Below are 21,018 nucleotides of genomic sequence, written 5' to 3'. Positions count from 1 at the left end.
ATTGAGTCATGGCAGAAGCAGCCGTTGATAACGTTCCGGCCAAGGCCACTCCGGTAGACGGCAAACCGCCGCTATTCGGTCTGTCCTTCCTGGAAAATCTCTCCGAGATGACCATGCTGCGTCAGGTGGGCCTGTTGGTCGGCCTGGCTGCCAGCGTGGCGATTGGTTTTGCCGTGGTGCTGTGGTCCCAGCAGCCGGACTACCGTCCGCTGTATGGCAGCCTGGCGGGCATGGACGCCAAGCAAGTCATGGAAACCCTGGCTTCCGCCGACATTCCTTACACCGTCGAACCCAACTCCGGCGCGTTGCTGGTCAAGGCCGATGACGTTGCCCGGGCGCGCCTCAAGCTCGCTGCGGCTGGCGTGACGCCTACCGATGGCAACATCGGTTTCGAGATCCTCGACAAGGACCAGGGCCTGGGCACCAGCCAATTCATGGAAGCGACCCGTTATCGTCGCGGCCTGGAAGGTGAGCTGGCGCGGACCATTTCCAGCCTGAACAACGTCAAGGGCGCCCGTGTGCACCTGGCGATCCCGAAAAGCTCGGTGTTCGTGCGCGATGAGCGCAAGCCCAGCGCTTCGGTATTGGTCGAGCTGTATTCGGGCCGCTCCCTGGAGCCAGGCCAAGTGCTTGCCATCATCAACCTGGTGGCAACCAGCGTACCTGAGCTGAGCAAATCGCAGATCACTGTGGTCGACCAGAAAGGCAACCTGCTGTCCGATCAGGCGGAAAACTCCGAACTGACCATGGCCGGCAAGCAATTCGATTACAGCCGCCGCATGGAAGGCATGCTGACCCAGCGGGTGCACAACATCCTGCAACCGATCCTGGGTAACGATCGCTACAAAGCCGAAGTGTCGGCTGATGTCGACTTCAGCGCCGTCGAGTCCACTTCCGAGCAGTTCAACCCGGATCAACCGGCGTTGCGCAGCGAACAGTCGGTGAATGAGCAGCGTACCGCCAGCAATGGCCCGCAAGGCGTACCGGGTGCCCTGAGCAACCAGCCGCCGTCGCCGGCCAGCGCGCCGCAGACCACCGGTGGCGCCACGGCGGCCGCCGGCATGGTGCAGCCAGGCCAACCGCTGATCGATGCCAATGGCCAGCAGATCATGGACCCGGCCACCGGCCAGCCGATGCTGGCGCCGTATCCGGCCGACAAGCGTCAGCAGTCGACCAAGAACTTCGAACTCGACCGCTCCATCAGCCACACCAAGCAGCAGCAGGGCCGTTTGACCCGCTTGTCGGTCGCCGTGGTGGTGGACGATCAGGTCAAGGTCAATGCGGCCAACGGCGAAACCAGTCGTGCACCATGGAGTGCCGACGAATTGGCGCGCTTTACTCGCCTGGTGCAGGACGCCGTCGGTTTCGACGCCAGCCGCGGCGACAGCGTCAGCGTGATCAACGTACCGTTCTCCCTGGAACGCGGTGAAGTGGTCGCCGATATTCCGTTTTATTCGCAACCCTGGTTCTGGGATGTGGTCAAGCAAGTACTGGGTGTGCTGTTTATCCTGGTGCTGGTGTTTGGCGTGCTGCGTCCGGTGCTCAACAACATCACCGGTGGCGGCAAGAGCAAGCAGTTGGCAGGTTTTGGTGATGTCGAGCTGGGAGGCATGGGCGGCCTGGATGGCGAATTGGCCAACGATCGCGTCAGCCTCGGCGGGCCGCAGAGCATTCTGCTGCCAAGCCCGAGTGAAGGCTATGACGCTCAGTTGAACGCCATCAAGAGTCTGGTGGCAGAAGATCCGGGTCGTGTGGCCCAGGTCGTGAAAGAGTGGATTAACGCAGATGAGTGATAATCGAGCCGCTGTTGCCAAATTGTCCCGGGTCGACAAAGCCGCGATCCTGCTGCTGTCCCTGGGTTCGACCGACGCTGCCCAGGTGCTGCGCCACATGGGGCCCAAGGAGGTCCAGCGTGTGGGCGTGGCCATGGCACAAATGGGCAACGTGCACCGTGAACAGGTCGAGCAGGTGATGAGTGAGTTCGTCGACATCGTCGGCGATCAGACCAGCCTGGGCGTCGGTTCCGACGACTATGTGCGCAAGATGCTCACCCAGGCACTGGGCGAGGACAAGGCCAACGGCCTGATCGACCGGATCCTGTTGGGCGGCAACACCAGCGGCCTGGACAGCCTCAAGTGGATGGAGCCGCGGGCGGTTGCCGACGTGATCCGGTACGAGCACCCGCAGATCCAGGCGATCGTGGTGGCTTACCTCGATCCGGACCAGGCCGGTGAAGTGCTGGGCAACTTCGACCACAAGGTGCGCCTGGACATCATCCTGCGGGTGTCTTCGCTCAACACCGTGCAGCCGGCGGCCCTGAAAGAATTGAACCAGATTCTCGAGAAGCAGTTCTCGGGCAACTCCAATGCCTCGCGCACCACCCTGGGTGGCATCAAGCGCGCGGCGGACATCATGAACTTCCTCGACAGTTCGATCGAAGGTCAGTTGATGGACTCGATCCGCGAGTTCGACGAAGACCTGTCCGGTCAGATCGAGGACCTCATGTTCGTGTTCAACAACCTGTCCGATGTCGACGATCGTGGCATCCAGGCGCTGTTGCGCGAAGTGTCGTCCGACGTGCTGGTACTGGCCCTCAAGGGGTCGGACGAAGGCGTCAAGGAAAAGATCTTCAAGAACATGTCCAAACGGGCGGCCGAACTGTTGCGCGACGATCTCGAGGCCAAGGGCCCGGTACGCGTCAGCGACGTGGAAACCGCACAGAAGGAAATCCTCACCATCGCCCGCCGCATGGCCGAAGCCGGGGAGATCGTTCTCGGTGGCAAGGGCGGCGAAGAGATGATCTAAGGTCGTTATGTCTGCCAAGAGTGATGAAGCACCCAGCGACCTGATCCGCGCCCGTGACGTCGGTGGTTTCGACGTCTGGTCGCTGCCCAGCTTCGACCCCCATGTTCCCGAGCCTGAGCCGGAACCGGTGGAAGAGCTGCCGGAACCGGAGGAAGTGCCGCTGGAGGAAGTCCAGCCACTGACCCTCGAGGAAGTCGAGAGCATTCGCCAGGAAGCCTACAACGAAGGCTTTGCCGTGGGTGAAAAGGAAGGTTTCCACAGCACGACGCTCAAGGTCCGCCAGGAAGCCGATGTGGCGCTGACGGCCAAGCTCCGTGCCTTGGAATCGCTGATGCTCAACCTGTTCGACCCTATCGCCGAGCAGGACAGCCAGATCGAGAAGTCCCTGGTGGGGCTGGTGCAGCACATCGCCCGGCAAGTGATCCAGCGCGAACTGGCCATCGATTCGACCCAGATCGAACATGTCATGCGCGAAGCGCTCAAGTTGTTGCCATTGGGCGTGGGCAACGTGCGGCTGTACATCAATCCCCAGGACTTCGAGCTGGTCAAGGCCCTGCGTGAACGCCATGAAGAAACCTGGCGCATCGTCGAGGACGCTTCGCTGCTGCCCGGCGGCTGCCGTGTGGAAACCGAACACAGCCGCATCGACGCCACCGTTGAAACGCGCATCAGTCAGATCATGGCCAAATTGTTCGACCAGTTGCACGAACAGGCCCTGCATCCGGCCGCTCCCGATCTGAGCCTGGAGTTGCCGGACGAACCCCTGATCAGCGCTGATGCCGCACCGGCCGATGCCGGGTTGGATGTGCCTGAATTGGACGCTTCTGCACTGGACAGCCGCGATGCGTCTTGAGCGAACCAGTTTCGGCAAGCGCCTGGGCAGCTACGCCGAGGCCAGCGAGCTGGCCGGCCAACCGATCCTGGAAGGCCGCCTGCTGCGCATGGTTGGCCTGACCCTTGAAGCCGAAGGTCTTCGTGCCGCCATGGGCAGCCGTTGCATGGTGATCAACGACGACAGCTATCACCCGGTGCAGGTCGAAGCCGAAGTCATGGGTTTCTCCGGCAGCAAGGTCTTCTTGATGCCGGTAGGCAGCGTTGCTGGCATCGCCCCGGGTGCGCGCGTGGTGCCCCTGGCCGACAACGGCCGCCTGCCCATGGGCATGAGCATGCTCGGGCGCGTGCTGGACGGGGCCGGGCGGGCCTTGGACGGCAAGGGCGGCATGAAGGCTGAAGACTGGGTGCCGATGGATGGCCCGACGATCAACCCCCTCAAGCGTGATCCCATCAGCGTACCGCTGGACGTGGGTATCCGCTGCATCAACGGTTTATTGACGGTCGGTCGCGGCCAGCGCCTGGGCCTGTTCGCCGGTACCGGGGTGGGCAAGAGTGTGCTGCTGGGCATGATGACCCGCTTTACCGAAGCAGACATCATCGTGGTGGGGCTGATCGGCGAGCGGGGTCGTGAGGTCAAGGAATTCATTGAGCACATTCTCGGCGAGGAAGGGCTCAAGCGTTCGGTGGTGGTGGCTTCGCCGGCGGACGATGCGCCATTGATGCGCCTGCGGGCAGCCATGTACTGTACGCGCATTGCCGAGTACTTCCGCGACAAGGGCAAGAATGTCCTGTTGCTGATGGATTCGCTGACCCGTTTCGCCCAGGCCCAGCGGGAAATCGCCCTGGCCATCGGCGAGCCGCCGGCCACCAAGGGTTATCCGCCTTCGGTATTCGCCAAGCTGCCGAAACTGGTGGAGCGCGCCGGTAATGCGGAAAAGGGCGGCGGTTCGATCACCGCGTTCTATACCGTGCTGTCCGAAGGCGACGACCAGCAGGACCCCATCGCCGACTCGGCCCGGGGCGTACTCGACGGGCACATCGTGCTGTCCAGGCGCCTGGCCGAAGAAGGGCATTACCCGGCCATCGACATCGAGGCGTCCATCAGCCGGGTCATGCCGTCGGTGATCAGCGCCGAACACATGAAGCGCGCCCAGCAGTTCAAGCAGTACTGGTCGCGCTACCAGCAAAGCCGCGACCTGATCAGCGTCGGCGCCTATGTCCCCGGTGGTGACCGCGAGACCGACACCGCCATCAGTCTTTACCCGGCCATGGCCGTTTACCTGCGCCAGAGCCTGAACGACAACATCGGCATGGGCGCCAGCGAAGCGCATTTGCAGACTATTTTCGCCCCGGTCTCAGGCACGTAACCGGCCATGGCCACGAGTCGTGCGGCACGCCTGGCGCCAGTGGTGGACATGGCGGAAAAGGCCGAGAAGACTGCCGTCCAGCGACTGGCGTATTTTCAGGGCCAGGTCAAAGTCGCCGAAAGCAAACTGGCAGACCTCGAAAACTTTCGACTCGAGTATCAGGAGCAGTGGATCGCCCGGGGCGCCCACGGGGTTTCCGGGCAGTGGTTGTTGGGTTATCAAGGATTCCTTGCGCAGTTGGGTACCGCTATCGACCAGCAGCGCCAGAGCCTGGTCTGGCACCAGAACAACCTGGAGAAGGCCCGTCAGAGCTGGCAAGAGGCGTTTGCCCGGGTCGAAGGGCTGCGCAAACTGGTGCAGCGCTATATTGATGAGGCACGGCAACTGGAAGACAAGCGCGAACAGAAACTCCTCGATGAGTTGTCCCAGCGCCTGCCACGCCAGAATCCCTATTGATGCGAAACCGCGATTTTGTCGGCTGAATGAGGCAAAACCTTGCTCAGACCTTTACCAGATGCTACACCTTGTACACGTATGTCCATGACAAGGAAGCCGATCATGTCAGTTGTTACCGAAGTATCCCCCGATGGGCATAAGCTGACGATCTCGATCAAAGGTCGATTCGATTTCGGGCGGCATCAGGAATTTCGTGAGTCCTATGAACGGCTCAACAAAAAACCTGACTCCATCGTGGTGGATTTGAAAGACGCCACTTATCTCGACAGTTCCGCCTTGGGCATGCTCCTGCTGTTGCGTGATCATGCCGGTGGCGATGCGTCGGATATCCGCGTTGTCAACAGCAGCAATGACGTCAAGAAAATCCTCGCGATCTCCAATTTCGACAAGCTGTTCGACATCAGTTGATCGCCATGCAATCGTCATCGGAGTCGCTGACGGTCCTGATTGCCGAAGACAGTGCCGCTGATCGACTGCTGTTGTCGACCATCGTCCGCCGCCAGGGGCATCATGTGCTCACTGCGGCCGATGGCGCCGAAGCGGTTAACGTCTATCTGGAGCAGCGTCCTCACCTGGTGTTGATGGACGCGATGATGCCGGTGATGGACGGCTTTGAAGCCGCGCAGAAGATCAAGCAGTTGGCCGGGGACCAGTTGGTCCCGATCATTTTCCTCACCTCGTTGACTGAGGGCGAAGCCCTGGCCCGTTGCGTGGAAGCGGGCGGCGACGATTTCCTGGCCAAACCCTACAACCAAGTGATCCTGGCGGCCAAGATCAAGGCCATGGATCGCTTGCGTCGGTTGCAGGCCACGGTGGTGGAGCAGCGCGACCAGATTGCCCGGCACCATGACTACTTGCTCAACGAGCAACGGGTCGCCAAGGCCGTGTTCGACAAGATCGCCCACTCCGGCTGCCTGAGCGCGCCGAACATCCGTTACTTGCAATCGCCTTATGCCTTGTTCAACGGTGACCTGCTGTTGGCAGCGTTCAATCCGGCCGGCGACATGCACGTCCTGCTGGGGGATTTCACCGGCCACGGTTTGCCCGCGGCGGTCGGCGCGATGCCGCTGGCGGAAGTGTTCTACGGGATGACCGCCAAGGGCTACGGCCTGGCGCAGATCCTGCGTGAGATGAATGCCAAGCTCAAGCGCATCCTGCCCGTCGACATGTTCTGTTGCGCGACGTTGTTATGCCTGAGCTTCCAGCGTTGCACGGTAGAGATCTGGAACGGCGGCATGCCCGATGGATACCTGCATGACAGCCTCAGTGGCGTGCGTACGCCATTGCCGGCGCGGCACCTGCCGTTGGGCGTGCTCACACCTCAGTTATTCGATGACCGCACCGAAGTGCATACCATGTCGCTGGGGGATCGGGTGTTCCTGTTGTCCGACGGCGTAATCGAGACCAGTGATCGCGACGACCAGCCTTTTGGCGTGGAACGGTTGCAGCAGGTGTTTTCAGCCAACCGTGAACCTGACCGTCTTTTTGAGGATATCCAGCAGGCCCTGCAGGATTTTCGTGGTGAGGCCCGTGACGATTTCAGCATGGTCGAGGTGCGACTGGTCGCACCAACGCAACTCAATCCGCCGCCGCCTGTCTATTCCGATAGCGGCCAGTCCAGCCCGCTGGATTGGTCGGTGAGCTTCGAGTTCCGGGCGCAGACGCTAAAACGCTTCAACCCGATGCCCTACTTGCTGCAATTGCTGCTTGAGGTCCATGGGCTCAGGGTGCAGAGTGGCGCCCTTTACAGCGTCATGTCGGAGCTGTATTCCAATGCCCTGGATCATGGGGTGCTGGGGCTCGACTCCAGTCTCAAGCGTGACGCGGCGGGTTTTGCCCGCTATTACAGGGAGCGCAATACGCGCCTGGATGAACTGAGCGACGGCTATGTTCGGGTGCACTTGCATGTCTCGCCAAACGGTGAGGGTGGGTGCCTGGCCATAGAGGTCGAGGACAGTGGCGAGGGCTTTGATGTCTCCAGGGTGCTGGCGCGTCCTGTGGACACTGATCGGTTGTCGGGGCGCGGTGTGAGCCTGGTACGCCAGTTGAGCCACCAAGCCAGTTGGTCAGACGATGGTCGTAGTGCGCGCGTGGAGTTTTTCTGGGAGGCTCCGGCATAATCGGCGCCATTCTTGATCAGGGAGCGAACAAGTGAACGAGATTCATCTGGACCGCGACGTGCTCAGCACGCTGAAGGAAGTCATGGAGGAGGGGTATCTGGAGTTGCTGGATACGTTTCTCAACGACTCGGAGGCTCGCCTGCGCGTGCTGCACGAGGCACGGGACGCTGAAAAACTGAGCGCCACGGCCCACAGCTTCAAGGGCAGCAGCAGCAACATGGGCGCTATCCGCCTGGCCGAGCTGTGTGGCGAACTGGAACAGCGTGCCAAACAGCCGTCATTGAGTGGTATCGAGAAACTGGTCAACGAAATCGACAGTGAATTCGCTCATGTTCGCAAGCTTTGCCGGGAAGAGCGCGAAGGCTTTCACTGCTGAGATTCGACGGCCGGACAGACGTTGGCCCGTGCCTTGCATTGCCTAGTCTCGACTGTACCTATGATTCCAGTGCAGCGGAGACCTTTTTATGCCCGTTACCCCCAATACATTGCTTCAGGCCTCTGTCCAGGCCAAGCCCCAGGTCGCCGTCAATTCACCGGCAGCGGCCCCGGATCTCGGGGATAGAGCCTCCAGCTTCGCTCAAGTCTTCGCCAAGCAGGCGCCTGCCAAGGCAGCGGCGGCCCCTGAGCCACCGGTGAAATCGGCGCGCGACAACACCTCCAGCAACACCGTCAAAAAAGACACCGGCAACCAAACCCCTGCCGCCTCGGAGCCGACGGTTGCCGATAGCGGCAAACCCTTGCCCGCCGACAAACCGGCCAGCGCTGACGACAAGGCCGCCCGCGACGACAACGCTGACTCGGCTGAAACGCCGGTGGTGGATGCTGCACCCGTCGATCCGAGCCTTGATCCAGGATTGCTGCCCGACATGACGGTGCCGGTGGCGACAATCGCACCGGAACCTGCGCCTGTGGTCACGACCGAGGTTCAGGTCACCACGGCCGTCGCGGCACCGCTTGTCCCGCTGGTCACGCCGGCCCAGGCTGCGGTGGTCCCGGAGGTCGATCCAGCCTTTGACCCTGAAGCCGATCCGCTCGATGCGTTGCCAGCGTTGCGCTTGGCGATGGAGCAGGGCGGTCATGTTTCCGCCGCTAGCCAGGCGCAATCCAAGACTACTGCCCCGGCGTCGCTCGACGGTGAGCCGACTTCGGCGCAGACCTTCGCCGCAGGCATGGCGGGCATGCTCACCGTGCAGGCCGATCAGAACAGTACCGAGTCCGGCAGTCAGGGCGGCGACAAGGCATTCGGCGGCTTGATCAGCGAGGGCCTCAAGGACCTCGGCGCCGCTTCCAGTGATACTCGCGTGGACGATTTCGCCAACCGCCTGGCCGCACTGACCCAGGCTGCTACGCCCAAGACTGCCAACGCGGTGCCGGTCAATCAACCTATCGCGATGAATCAGAGCGGTTGGACCGAAGAGGTGGTCAACCGGGTGATGTACCTGTCCAGCGTCAATCTCAAGGCGGCCGACATCCAGCTGCAACCGGCCGAACTCGGGCGCCTGGATATCCGGGTGAACATGGTTCCGGACCAGCAGACCCAGATCACGTTCATGAGCGCCCACTCCGGCGTTCGCGAAGCCCTCGAAGGCCAGTTGCATCGCCTGCGGGACAGTTTTGCCCAGCAGGGCATGGGCCAGGTCGACGTCAGCGTGTCCGATCAATCCCGTGGGTCGCAGAACCAGGGGCAGCAGGCCCAGCAACAAGCCCAGGCCGGGCGCACGACGTCGTCCGGTGGGCGAGTGGACTCGGTGGATGAGCACCTGCCGGCCAGCGTTGCTGAAGTAGCGGCCAGTACCACCAGCGTCATCGGCAGCAGCGCGGTCGACTACTACGCCTGACGCCTCAACACCCTCTGTGGGAGCGAGCTTGCTCGCGATAGCGGACTGTCAGTCACCCTTGTAGTGACAGATCCACTGCTATCGCGAGCAAGCTTCGCTCCCCACATTGCTTTTTGGGCGATCAAAGATTGCACCCGGCCCGCCATCTTCTCTCTTGCCACTTCTGGCATAACACTTGCTCCAGCCTTGCCGTGCAACAGTGAAAACCCCGATTAGTGACGGATTATTGGCATGGCGAAGAGTGAAGCAGCAGCTGTAAAAGACCCTGCAACCAAAGGCAAACTCAAGCTGATCATCATGATCGTGGTGGGTTTGCTCCTGGCGATCGGTGTGTCTGTGGGTGCGACCTGGTATTTCATGCACAGCGCTCAAAGCAAGCCGGCAGTCGCGGTCGAAGCTGCGCCAGTGGGCAAGCAGCCGGCGATTTTCGAACCGATGGCGCCAGCCTTCGTGGCCAACTACACCCAGAACGGTCGTCAACGCTACATGCAGGTGAGCATTACCCTGCTGGGTCGCAACCAGGCTGACCTGGAGGCGCTGCGGGTGCATATGCCACTGATTCGCAATAACCTGGTGATGCTGTTTTCCGGACAGAATTTCGACACCCTGGCCACTCCGGTCGGCCAGGAAATGTTGCGTCAGAAAGCCACGGCCAGCGTGCAGGAAGTCGCTCAGAAAGAGCTTGGCAAAGTGGTGATCGAACAGTTGCTCTTCACTAACTTCGTATTGCAGTAGGAACACGACATGGCCGTGCAAGACCTGCTGTCCCAGGACGAAATCGATGCGCTGTTGCATGGTGTCGACGACGGTCTGGTACAGACCGAAAACGCTGCTGAACCGGGCAGCGTCAAAAGCTACGACCTGACCAGCCAGGATCGCATCGTTCGCGGACGCATGCCGACCCTGGAAATGATCAACGAACGTTTCGCCCGTTACACCCGCATCAGCATGTTCAACATGCTGCGCCGCTCGGCCGACGTGGCCGTCGGTGGTGTGCAGGTGATGAAGTTCGGTGAGTACGTGCACTCGCTGTACGTACCCACCAGCCTCAACCTGGTGAAGATCAAGCCGTTGCGCGGCACCGCGTTGTTCATCCTGGACGCCAAATTGGTGTTCAAGCTGGTGGACAACTTCTTCGGTGGTGACGGCCGTCACGCCAAGATCGAAGGTCGGGAATTCACCCCGACCGAGCTGCGGGTGGTGCGCATGGTGCTGGAGCAGGCCTTCGTCGACTTGAAGGAAGCCTGGCAGGCGATCATGGAAGTGAACTTCGAGTACATCAACTCGGAAGTGAACCCGGCGATGGCCAACATCGTCGGCCCAAGCGAGGCCATTGTGGTCTCGACTTTCCACATCGAGCTCGATGGCGGTGGTGGCGACCTGCACGTGACCATGCCGTACTCGATGATCGAGCCGGTGCGTGAAATGCTCGACGCCGGCTTCCAGTCGGACCTCGACGACCAGGACGAACGCTGGATCAACGCTTTGCGCCAGGACGTGCTGGATGTCGACGTGCCGATCGGCGCTACAGTCGCTCGGCGCCAACTGCGTCTGCGTGACATCCTGCACATGCAGCCGGGGGACATCATCCCCGTCGAGATGCCGGAAGACATGGTCATGCGCGCCAATGGCGTGCCGGCCTTCAAGGTCAAGATGGGCTCTCACAAAGGCAACCTGGCGTTGCAGGTGATCGAGCCGATCGAACGCCGCTGAGCGGTGTCGAACACCTTAAGTTTGTAACGGATTTTTGCTTCTAACTGAATTTTGCCCGCCGAGGACACATGATGGCTGACGATATGAATACCCAGGATGACCAGGCGCTGGCCGATGAATGGGCTGCGGCCCTGGAAGAAACCGGCGATGCCGGGCAAGCCGACATCGACGCCTTGCTGGCGGCCGACACTGGCGCCCATGCGTCCAGCCGCCTGCAGATGGAAGAATTTGGCAGCGTGCCGAAGAGTCATGAGCCGGTGACGCTCGATGGCCCGAACCTGGATGTGATTCTCGATATCCCGGTGTCGATTTCCATGGAAGTGGGCAGCACCGACATCAACATCCGCAACCTGCTGCAGCTCAACCAGGGGTCGGTGATCGAACTGGACCGCCTGGCCGGCGAGCCGCTCGATGTACTGGTCAACGGCACCTTGATCGCCCACGGCGAAGTGGTGGTGGTCAACGAGAAGTTCGGCATTCGCCTGACGGACGTGATCAGCCCGAGCGAACGCATCAAGAAGTTGCGCTAAGTGAAAGGTTTCTTTGCAGCTGCCGCGATGCTGCCATTGAGTGTACTGGCGGCCGAACCGGTTGCCACGGCCGCCGCCGCGCCGGCAGCAGGCAGTGGTGTCGCCGGGCAATTGGCGCAATTGGTGCTCGGCTTGCTGCTGGTGCTGGGCTTGATCTTCTTTCTCGCCTGGCTGTTGCGGCGTGTGCAGCAGGCGGGGCCGGCTGGCAAGGGGCAGGTCATCGACATCGTCGGTTCCCGCGCGCTCGGGCCGCGCGACCGGCTGGTGCTGGTGCAGGTCGGCAATGAGCAGATCCTGCTGGGCCTGAGCCCGGGCACCATCACCGCCTTGCACGTCCTCAAGGAGCCGGTGCAGGTGCCCTCCGCCGAGCAGGCCAGCCCCGAATTTGCCCAGCGCCTCATGGAACTGTTGGGTAAAGACCAGAAGGATAGAAAGTAATGCCGTTGCGCATTCTGTTGGCATTGGCCCTGATGCTGGCCGCACCGTTGGCGTTCGCCGCCGATCCGCTGTCGATCCCGGCGATTACTCTCGGAACCAACGCCGAAGGGGCTCAGGAATACTCGGTCAGCCTGCAGATCCTGCTGATCATGACGGCGCTGAGTTTCATACCGGCGTTCGTCATGCTGATGACCAGCTTCACCCGGATCATCATTGTCTTTTCGATCCTGCGCCAGGCCCTGGGCCTGCAACAGACGCCCTCGAACCAGATCCTCACCGGCATGGCGCTGTTCCTGACCATGTTCATCATGGCGCCGGTGTTCGACCGGGTGAACCAGGATGCGTTGCAACCTTACCTGGCAGAAAAAATCACCGCCCAGGATGCCGTGGCCAAGGCTGAAGTGCCGATCAAGGATTTCATGCTGGCGCAGACTCGCAGCAGCGACCTGGAGCTGTTCATGCGCCTGTCCAAGCGCACCGATATCCCCAGTGCCGATCAGGCGCCGCTGACCATCCTGGTGCCGGCGTTCGTGACGTCCGAGCTCAAGACCGCTTTCCAGATCGGCTTCATGATTTTCATCCCTTTCCTGATCATTGACCTGGTGGTCGCCAGTATCCTGATGGCCATGGGCATGATGATGCTCTCGCCGTTGATCATTTCCCTGCCGTTCAAGATCATGCTGTTTGTGCTGGTGGATGGCTGGGCGCTGATCATCGGTACCCTGGCGGGCAGTTTCGGCGGTGTTTAGGCCTTTTGTGCGGATAGGACGATATGACGCCTGAAGTAGCGGTAGACCTGTTTCGTGAAGCGCTCTGGCTGACGACCACGATGGTCGCCATCCTGGTGATCCCCAGTCTGCTGGTGGGGTTGCTGGTGGCGATGTTCCAGGCCGCGACCCAGATCAACGAGCAGACCTTGAGCTTCCTGCCGCGCCTGCTGGTGATGTTGGTGACGCTGATCGTCGCCGGGCCCTGGCTGGTGCAAACCTTCATGGAATACATCCTGCAGTTGTACGGCAGTATTCCGCAGTTGATCGGCTGACCTCATGTCGATGCTCGCGCTGACGGACACCCAGATCAGTTCCTGGGTGGCATCGTTCGTCCTGCCACTGTTTCGCGTCACCGCGGTGCTCATGAGTATGCCGGTCTTCGGCACGACCCTGGTGCCCCGGCGCGTGCGCTTGTATTTCGCCCTGGCGATCACGGTGGTCATCGCGCCCGGGCTGCCACCGATGCCTTCGGTTCATGCGCTGGACCTCAGCGCACTGATGCTGGTGGCCGAGCAGATCCTCATCGGCACCTTGATGGGGTTCTCGCTGCAGCTGTTCTTCCAGGCGTTCGTGGTGGCCGGGCAAATCATTTCGATCCAGATGGGCATGGCCTTCGCGTCCATGGTCGACCCCACCAATGGCGTGACGACGGCAGTGATCGGTCAGTTCCTGACGATGCTGGTGACCCTGTTGTTCCTCGCCATGAACGGGCATCTGGTGGTGTTCGAAGTCTTGACCGAGAGTTTTACCACCATGCCGGTGGGCAGTGCGTTGCTGGTCAATCATTTCTGGGAAATCGCCGGCAAGCTCGGTTGGGTCCTGGGTGCGGCGATGGTGCTGGTATTGCCCGCGATCACCGCGTTGCTGGTGGTCAACATCGCCTTTGGCGTGATGACCCGGGCGGCGCCGCAGTTGAACATTTTCTCCATCGGTTTCCCGCTGATTCTCACGCTGGGCATGGTGATTTTCTGGATCAGCCTGGGGGATATCCTCAACCAGTATCAGCCGCTGGCCATCCAGGCCTTGCAACTGCTACGCGACATGGCACAGGCACGCTGAACCATGGCCGAGAGCGAGAGTGGCCAGGACAAGACAGAAGACCCCACGGACAAGCGCCGGCGCGAATCCCGGGAAAAGGGTGAGACCGCCCGCTCCAAGGAGCTCAATACCCTGGCGGTGATGCTCGCCGGAGCAGGTGGGTTGCTGATTTATGGTGGCGGGTTGGCCCTGGACCTGCTGGAAATCATGCGGCTGAATTTCTCGCTGCCCCGTGAGGTACTGCTCACGCCGGGCTCCATGGCCCAGTATCTGCTGCACTCAGGCAAAATCGCGATTCTGGCGATACAACCGGTTCTGATCTTCTTGTTGCTGGCCGCTGTTATCGGCCCGATTTCCCTGGGTGGTTGGTTGTTCGCCGCCGGTAGCCTGGCCCCCAAATTCAGTCGGATGAACCCCGCCGCTGGTCTTAAGCGCATGTTTTCCACCACGGCGCTGATGGAGCTGCTCAAGGCTTTCGGGAAATTCCTGCTGGTTCTGTTTGTCGCGCTGACGGTGTTGCAGGCCGACATCGACGATCTGCTGCGCATCGCTCACGAGCCGCTGGAGCAGGCCATCATCCACAGTGTGCAGTTGGTGGGTTGGAGTACGTTGTGGATAGCCTGCGGCCTGATCCTGATCGCTGCCATCGACGTGCCAATCCAGCTGTATCAGAGCAAGCAGAAGCTGATGATGACCAAGCAGGAAGTGCGCGACGAGCACAAGGATTCGGAGGGCAAGCCGGAGGTCAAGCAGCGGATTCGCCAGTTGCAGCGCGAGGTGTCCCAGCGGCGGATGATGGCCGCGATCCCTGACGCCGACGTGGTCATCACCAACCCGACCCATTATGCCGTGGCGCTCAAGTACGATCCCGAGAAAGGCAACGCTCCCGTGTTGCTGGCCAAGGGCAGTGACTTCCTGGCGCTGAAGATCCGTGAGATCGCCGTGGCCAATGAGGTGATGCTGCTCGAGTCCCCGGCGCTGGCACGGTCGATTTACTACTCCACTGAGCTCGACCAGGAAATCCCTGGCGGCCTGTACCTTGCCGTGGCCCAGGTGCTGGCCTACGTCTACCAGATCCGCCAGCACCGCGCCGGCAAGGGCAAGCGCCCCGAACCGCTCAAGGACCTGCCGATCCCGCCGGATTTGCGCCGCGATTCCTGAGTCGGGCTGGCACAAAAGCTGTGGGAGAGAGCTTGCTCGCGATTGCGCGGGTTCAGTCGACTAAGGATGTGACTGACAAATCGCTATCGCGAGCAAGCTCGCTCCCACAGGTCAGCGTCCCTTCAACCCTTCTATTTCAGCCTCCGGCAAAAGTTGGAAGGCTTCTTGCAATACCCCGTCTGCGCCCCCTCCGGGCGTCAAAAGTTTGCTTCACAGGAACGGGGATTATTGGTGGATCGCTCTCAGTTACTCAGCACCGCGCGCAGCAATGTAGCCGACCTCAGCCGGGGCAATCTGGGCGTGCCATTGTTGCTGATGATCATGCTCGCCATGATGATGCTGCCGGTGCCGCCGTTTCTGCTGGACGTGTTCTTCACGTTCAACATCGCCCTGTCGATCGTGGTGCTGCTGGTGTGCGTCTACGCCCTGCGGCCGTTGGACTTTGCGGTGTTCCCGACCATTCTGCTGGTGGCGACGCTCATGCGTCTGGCGCTCAACGTGGCATCCACCCGGGTGGTCATGCTCCATGGCCAGGACGGGCACGCCGCCGCCGGTAAAGTGATCCAGGCCTTTGGTGAGGTGGTGATCGGCGGTAACTACGTGGTCGGTATCGTGGTCTTCGCCATCTTGATGATCATCAACTTCGTTGTGGTGACCAAGGGCGCCGGGCGGATTTCCGAGGTGAGCGCGCGTTTTACCCTCGATGCGATGCCCGGTAAGCAAATGGCGATCGACGCCGACCTCAATGCTGGTCTGATCGATCAGAGCCAGGCCAAGCTGCGTCGCCTGGAAGTGGCCCAGGAAGCCGAGTTCTACGGTTCCATGGACGGTGCCAGCAAATTCGTGCGCGGTGACGCCATCGCCGGCCTGCTGATCCTGTTCATCAACCTGATCGGCGGCATGGCTGTCGGTATCTTCCAGCACAACATGAGTTTTGGCGACGCTGGCAGGGTTTACGCCTTGTTGACCATCGGTGACGGTTTGGTGGCGCAATTGCCATCACTGTTGTTATCCACAGCTGCCGCGATCATGGTGACCCGCGCTTCGGGCTCCGAAGACATGGGCAAGCAGATCGGCCGGCAAATGTTCGCCTCGCCCAAGGCCCTGGCGGTTGCCGCCGGCTTGATGGCAGTCATGGGCCTGGTGCCGGGCATGCCGCACTTTTCCTTCCTGAGCATGGCTGCCCTGGCTGGCGGCGGTGCCTACCTGTTCTGGAAGAAGCAGAACGTGCAGAAAGTCCAGGCCCTGCAAGAGGTCAAGCGCCAGCAGGAGCTGCTGCCGTCGCCGGCCCGTGCCATGGAAACCAAGGAACTGGGCTGGGATGACGTGACGCCAATCGACATGATCGGCCTGGAAGTCGGTTATCGCCTGATTCCATTGGTCGACCGCAACCAGGGTGGTCAGTTGCTGGCGCGGATCAAGGGGGTGCGCAAGAAGCTGTCCCAGGACCTGGGCTTCCTGATGCCGACCGTGCATATCCGCGATAACCTCGACCTGGCGCCGAGCGCCTACCGCCTGACGCTGATGGGGGTGATCCTGGCCGAAGCCGAGATCTACCCCGACCGCGAGCTGGCGATCAACCCCGGGCAGGTCTACGGCTCCCTCAACGGCATCACCGCCAAGGATCCGGCTTTCGGCCTGGAAGCGGTGTGGATCGAAATCAGCCAGCGGGCCCAGGCCCAGTCCCTCGGCTATACCGTGGTGGACGCCAGTACGGTGGTGGCGACCCACTTGAACCAGATCCTGTATAAGCACTCCAGCGAGCTGATTGGCCACGAAGAAGTCCAGCAACTCCTGCAAGTACTGGCCAAAGGCTCGCCGAAGCTGGCCGAAGAGCTGGTGCCGGGTGTGATTTCGTTGTCGCAGTTGCTCAAGGTGCTGCAGGCGCTGTTGGCCGAACAGGTGCCCGTGCGCGACATACGCAGTATTGCCGAGGCTATCGCCAACAACGCCTCCAAGAGTCAAGATACCGCCGCCCTGGTGGCTGCGGTTCGGGTCGGCGTGTCCCGCGCAATCGTCCAAAGCATTGTAGGCACTGAGTCTGAGCTGCCTGTGATCACCTTGGAGCCAAGGTTGGAACAGATATTGCTCAATAGTCTGCAGAAGGCAGGACAAGGCTCGGAAGAGGGTGTTCTGCTGGAGCCAAGCATGGCCGAGAAGCTGCAGCGTTCGCTGATCGAAGCAGCCCAGCGGCAAGAGATGCAAGGCCAACCGGTGATCCTGCTGGTGGCCGGTCCGATTCGCGCGATGCTCTCGCGATTCGGGCGCCTCGCGGTCCCGGGGTTGCATGTGCTGGCGTACCAGGAAATACCGGACAACAAGCAAGTGACCATCGTTGCGACAGTAGGGCCCAACGGCTGAGGTAGTGGTTTATGCAAGTGAAGCGTTTTTTCGCCGCCGACATGCGTCAGGCCATGAAACTGGTTCGTGACGAGCTGGGCGCTGAAGCAGCCATCATTGGCAACCGTCGTATCGCCGGCGGTGTCGAGCTGACGGCGGCCCTGGATTACAAACTGTCTGCGCTGGCCCCGCGGGTTCCGAACATGGAACTCGAAGATGAGCTGCGCAAGACTCAATCGCGCATCGCCAGCGCCCAGGCCGAGCTGAGCCTGCGCAGCAGCGAAGGCGAGGCCGCGGCAGGCACCAATCGTCAATTGTTCGCCGGTCAGCCGCTGACGGCTGGCCTGCCGTTGACCGCTGCCGAACCGCTGATCGAGCAGGCCCAAGCCGAACCGCGTCGTCCTGAGCCGGCGCCCGCAGCGCCTGCCCGGGGTGTCGATCCGCGCGCCCTGGACTCGATGCGCTTTGAACTCAACAGCCTGCGCGAGCTGATGGAAGTCCAGCTCGGCTCCCTGGCCTGGAACCAGCTGCAAGGCAGCCGTCCAGCCCAGGCCAACCTGTGGCGTCGCCTGCAACGCATCGGCCTGTCCGGCCCGTTGTCCCGGGACCTGCTGGCGCTGATCAATGGTATTGAAGAACCTCGCCAGGCCTGGCGCATGTTGCTGGCGCACCTGGCGCGGATGATCGCGACCCCGGAAGTCGAGCCGCTGGAGGAAGGCGGGGTAATTGCCATGGTCGGCCCTGCCGGCATGGGCAAGACCACCACCCTGGCCAAGCTCGCCGCCCGTTATGTACTCAAGTACGGCGCCCAGAGCATTGCCCTGGTGAGCATGGACAGTTTCCGCATCGGTGCCCAGGAGCAACTCAAGACCCTCGGCCGGATCCTCAATGTGTCGGTGACCCATGTGGATCCGGGCCAGTCCCTGGCCCAGGCGCTGGAGCCGCTGCTGCGCAAACGCGTCGTGCTGATCGATACCGCAGGCTTGCAAGCCAGCGATCCAGCCCTGCGCATGCAGCTCGAAAGCCTGGCCGGACGCGGTATCAAGTCAAAAAATTATCTCGTGTTGGCAACCACCAGCCAGAAACAGGTTCTAACCGCCGCATACCACAGCTACAAACGCTGCGGGCTGGCCGGCTGCATCCTGACTAAGCTGGACGAAACGGCAAGCCTGGGCGAGGTGTTGAGCCTGGCGATCGGTCATGAATTACCGGTGGCCTACCTGACCGACGGGCCGCGGATCCCGGATGATTTGCATCTGCCGCGCCGTCATCAACTGGTCAGTCGTGCCGTGAGTGTGCAAATGCAGGAAGAACCCAGCGAAGAAGCCATGGCTGATATGTTCGCTGATATCTACCACAGCCCGACCAAGCAGGTCGGCTGAGGTAATCATGAATATTTTTTGTACCTACATCGATGGTCTGCCATGCATTGTTCCGTATGCGAACGCGCAGCCAGTAATGTGGCCTCCGTCTAAGTAAGACAAGGTAAAGAACGAACATGGGCAGCATGCATCCCGTACAGGTGATCGCGGTGACCGGCGGCAAAGGTGGCGTCGGGAAGACTAACGTGTCAGTGAACTTGTCCCTGGCTCTGGCAGAGCTTGGCCGACGGGTCATGCTGCTGGACGCCGACCTGGGCCTGGCGAACGTCGACGTGTTGTTGGGGCTTACACCCAAACGCACGCTGGCGGACGTGATTGAAGGGCGCTGTGAGCTGCGTGACGTGTTGTTGCAGGGGCCGGGCGGGATTCGCATCGTGCCGGCAGCCTCAGGCACCCAGAGCATGGTTCACCTGACCCCGGCCCAGCACGCGGGCCTGATCCAGGCTTTCAGCGACATCGGCGACAATCTCGATGTGCTGGTGATCGACACCGCAGCCGGTATCGGTGACTCGGTCGTCAGTTTCGTCCGCGCGGCCCAGGAAGTGCTGCTGGTGGTCTGCGACGAACCGACGTCCATCACCGACGCCTATGCCCTGATCAAATTGCTTAACCGCGACTATGGCATGAACCGCTTCCGTGTCCTGGCCAACATGGCCCAGAGCCCGCAGGAAGGGCGCAACCTGTTCGCCAAGTTGACAAAGGTCACGGATCGCTTCCTGGACGTCGCCCTACAATACGTCGGCGCAGTGCCTTACGACGAAAGCGTACGCAAGGCCGTCCAGAAGCAACGTGCCGTTTATGAAGCCTTTCCACGCTCCAAATGCGCGCTGGCGTTCAAGGCCATCGCCCAGAAGGTCGATACCTGGCCACTGCCGGCCAACCCTCGCGGGCATCTGGAATTTTTCGTCGAGCGTCTTGTGCAACAAACAGCAGGGCCCGTGCTATGACAGCCAGCGGTTACAACCATCTCTATAAAAAATCGGCACGGGACGCCCAATACGAATTGATCGAGCGTTACGCGCCACTGGTCAAGCGTATCGCCTATCACTTGCTGGCGCGGTTGCCGGCCAGTGTCCAGGTTGAAGACTTGATCCAGGCGGGCATGATCGGCCTGCTCGAAGTGTCGAACAAATACGACGCGAGCAAGGGCGCGAGTTTCGAGACGTATGCCGGTATTCGCATTCGCGGCGCCATGCTCGATGAAGTCCGCAAGGGCGATTGGGCGCCGCGTTCGGTACACCGCAATACCCGCATGGTCAGTGATGCAATTCGGGCAATTGAAGCTAAAACCGGGCGTGACGCTAAAGATCACGAGGTTGCGGCCGAACTCCAGTTGAGTCTCGACGATTATTACGGGATTTTGAACGATACCTTGGGCAGCCGCCTGTTCAGTTTCGACGACCTGTTGCAGGACGGCGAACATGAAGGGCTGCACGAGGATAACGCGAGTGCTCACATGGAGCCGTCGCGTGACCTGGAAGATGAACGTTTCCAGAGCGCGCTGGCGGAAGCGATTGCCAATTTGCCGGAGCGTGAGCGGCTGGTCTTGGCGCTGTACTACGACGAAGAGCTGAACCTCAAGGAAATCGGTGAGGTCCTGGGGGTCAGCGAATCGCGGGTCAGCCAGTTACACAGCCAGTGCGCGGCCCGTTTGCGGGGGCGTTTGGGGGAGTGGCGAGCGCGTTGACAGGCAGTGTGGGGACACTGCGAACGAGGCTGGCCTGGCAGGTGCTGTGCCAGTCTCCATCCGTGGTGCTCCAGACCGTTGTCGAGTGTTGTGCCGGATTGATTGAAATGGCGCGTCCAGGTGCTGGGCGCGTTTAAGACTGCTTGGAGGTCGAATTGGACAAGAACATGAAAATCCTCATCGTTGATGACTTCTCAACGATGCGGCGGATCATAAAAAACCTGTTGCGTGACCTTGGGTTCACCAACACGGCCGAAGCAGATGACGGGACCACTGCGCTCCCGATGTTGCACAGTGGCAACTTCGATTTTCTGGTCACCGACTGGAACATGCCGGGCATGACCGGTATCGACCTGTTGCGCCAGGTGCGTGCCGACGAAAAACTCAAGCATCTTCCGGTGCTGATGGTCACTGCCGAAGCCAAGCGCGAGCAGATCATCGAAGCGGCCCAGGCCGGTGTAAACGGCTATGTGGTCAAACCCTTCACGGCCCAGGCGTTGAAAGAGAAGATTGAAAAAATCTTCGAACGCATCGGTTAA

Annotated in this window: 22 protein-coding genes; all 22 read left to right on the top strand. The window is 61.1% G+C overall.

Annotated elements, in window-relative coordinates; all coding sequences use genetic code 11:
• The first annotated feature begins 8 nt into the window (after positions 1-8).
• Positions 9-1,793 (top strand): flagellar basal-body MS-ring/collar protein FliF, encoded by a 1,785-nt coding sequence (gene fliF / locus AB4O22_RS18685; RefSeq protein ID WP_003199084.1) that lies wholly within the window; start codon positions 9-11, stop codon positions 1,791-1,793.
• Positions 1,786-2,805, top strand: coding sequence for a flagellar motor switch protein FliG (fliG, locus tag AB4O22_RS18680; RefSeq protein WP_003199086.1), 1,020 nt, complete (start codon positions 1,786-1,788; stop codon positions 2,803-2,805). Before fliF ends, fliG begins: the two co-directional genes overlap by 8 nt.
• Positions 2,806-2,812: 7 nt before the next feature.
• Complete coding sequence (fliH, locus tag AB4O22_RS18675) at positions 2,813-3,658, top strand: flagellar assembly protein FliH (RefSeq protein ID WP_223472838.1); 846 nt, start codon at positions 2,813-2,815, stop codon at positions 3,656-3,658.
• Complete coding sequence (gene fliI / locus AB4O22_RS18670; RefSeq protein ID WP_003199089.1) at positions 3,648-5,006, top strand: flagellar protein export ATPase FliI; 1,359 nt, start codon at positions 3,648-3,650, stop codon at positions 5,004-5,006. The genes fliH and fliI overlap by 11 nt, the downstream gene beginning before the upstream one ends.
• 6 nt (positions 5,007-5,012) lie before the next feature.
• Positions 5,013-5,462: a flagellar export protein FliJ gene (gene fliJ / locus AB4O22_RS18665; RefSeq protein ID WP_003199091.1), complete on the top strand. Its 450-nt coding sequence runs from the start codon at positions 5,013-5,015 to the stop codon at positions 5,460-5,462.
• Between the two features lie 102 nt (positions 5,463-5,564).
• Complete coding sequence (locus tag AB4O22_RS18660; protein WP_003199093.1) at positions 5,565-5,870, top strand: STAS domain-containing protein; 306 nt, start codon at positions 5,565-5,567, stop codon at positions 5,868-5,870.
• Positions 5,871-5,875: 5 nt separating this feature from the next.
• Entirely contained in the window at positions 5,876-7,582 is a 1,707-nt protein-coding gene (locus tag AB4O22_RS18655; protein WP_223472839.1) for an ATP-binding SpoIIE family protein phosphatase, read from the top strand.
• Between the two features lie 31 nt (positions 7,583-7,613).
• Positions 7,614-7,958, top strand: a complete 345-nt coding sequence (locus AB4O22_RS18650; protein ID WP_460096929.1) for an Hpt domain-containing protein — start codon at positions 7,614-7,616, stop codon at positions 7,956-7,958.
• Positions 7,959-8,046: 88 nt separating this feature from the next.
• Positions 8,047-9,420 (top strand): flagellar hook-length control protein FliK, encoded by a 1,374-nt coding sequence (locus AB4O22_RS18645; protein WP_460096928.1) that lies wholly within the window; start codon positions 8,047-8,049, stop codon positions 9,418-9,420.
• Positions 9,421-9,651: 231 nt separating this feature from the next.
• Positions 9,652-10,155, top strand: coding sequence for a flagellar basal body-associated protein FliL (gene fliL / locus AB4O22_RS18640; RefSeq protein ID WP_013692537.1), 504 nt, complete (start codon positions 9,652-9,654; stop codon positions 10,153-10,155).
• Between the two features lie 9 nt (positions 10,156-10,164).
• Complete coding sequence (fliM, locus tag AB4O22_RS18635) at positions 10,165-11,133, top strand: flagellar motor switch protein FliM (RefSeq protein ID WP_003199105.1); 969 nt, start codon at positions 10,165-10,167, stop codon at positions 11,131-11,133.
• Positions 11,134-11,204: 71 nt separating this feature from the next.
• Positions 11,205-11,663, top strand: coding sequence for a flagellar motor switch protein FliN (gene fliN / locus AB4O22_RS18630; RefSeq protein ID WP_003199107.1), 459 nt, complete (start codon positions 11,205-11,207; stop codon positions 11,661-11,663).
• On the top strand, positions 11,664-12,101 hold the full coding sequence (gene fliO, locus AB4O22_RS18625; protein WP_223472841.1) for a flagellar biosynthetic protein FliO: 438 nt from the start codon (positions 11,664-11,666) through the stop codon (positions 12,099-12,101). It begins immediately after the preceding gene.
• On the top strand, positions 12,101-12,850 hold the full coding sequence (fliP, locus tag AB4O22_RS18620; RefSeq protein WP_003199111.1) for a flagellar type III secretion system pore protein FliP: 750 nt from the start codon (positions 12,101-12,103) through the stop codon (positions 12,848-12,850). Before fliO ends, fliP begins: the two co-directional genes overlap by 1 nt.
• Positions 12,851-12,873: 23 nt before the next feature.
• Positions 12,874-13,143 carry a flagellar biosynthesis protein FliQ gene (gene fliQ / locus AB4O22_RS18615; RefSeq protein WP_003199113.1) on the top strand — a complete coding sequence of 90 codons (270 nt, stop codon included), beginning with the start codon at positions 12,874-12,876 and terminating at the stop codon, positions 13,141-13,143.
• A 4-nt stretch (positions 13,144-13,147) separates the two neighbouring features.
• Positions 13,148-13,930 (top strand): flagellar biosynthetic protein FliR, encoded by a 783-nt coding sequence (fliR, locus tag AB4O22_RS18610; RefSeq protein ID WP_003199115.1) that lies wholly within the window; start codon positions 13,148-13,150, stop codon positions 13,928-13,930.
• A 3-nt stretch (positions 13,931-13,933) separates the two neighbouring features.
• Entirely contained in the window at positions 13,934-15,070 is a 1,137-nt protein-coding gene (gene flhB / locus AB4O22_RS18605; RefSeq protein ID WP_223472842.1) for a flagellar biosynthesis protein FlhB, read from the top strand.
• Positions 15,071-15,301: 231 nt separating this feature from the next.
• Positions 15,302-17,431, top strand: a complete 2,130-nt coding sequence (gene flhA, locus AB4O22_RS18600) for a flagellar biosynthesis protein FlhA (RefSeq protein ID WP_223472843.1) — start codon at positions 15,302-15,304, stop codon at positions 17,429-17,431.
• Between the two features lie 11 nt (positions 17,432-17,442).
• Positions 17,443-18,792: a flagellar biosynthesis protein FlhF gene (flhF, locus tag AB4O22_RS18595; RefSeq protein ID WP_223472844.1), complete on the top strand. Its 1,350-nt coding sequence runs from the start codon at positions 17,443-17,445 to the stop codon at positions 18,790-18,792.
• Between the two features lie 116 nt (positions 18,793-18,908).
• A complete protein-coding gene (fleN, locus tag AB4O22_RS18590; RefSeq protein WP_003184001.1) occupies positions 18,909-19,739 on the top strand; it encodes a flagellar synthesis regulator FleN in 831 nt (276 codons plus the stop codon).
• On the top strand, positions 19,736-20,479 hold the full coding sequence (gene fliA, locus AB4O22_RS18585; protein ID WP_003199123.1) for an RNA polymerase sigma factor FliA: 744 nt from the start codon (positions 19,736-19,738) through the stop codon (positions 20,477-20,479). The genes fleN and fliA overlap by 4 nt, the downstream gene beginning before the upstream one ends.
• A gap of 167 nt (positions 20,480-20,646) precedes the next feature.
• The gene (locus AB4O22_RS18580) at positions 20,647-21,018 is read left to right on the top strand and encodes a chemotaxis response regulator CheY (protein WP_003199125.1); all 372 of its coding nucleotides are present in this window, start codon (positions 20,647-20,649) and stop codon (positions 21,016-21,018) included.

Source organism: Pseudomonas sp. S3_B11, assembly GCF_054667715.1.
Note: the sequence above shows the minus strand (reverse complement) of the source record. Positions and strands in the feature narration are given on the sequence as shown.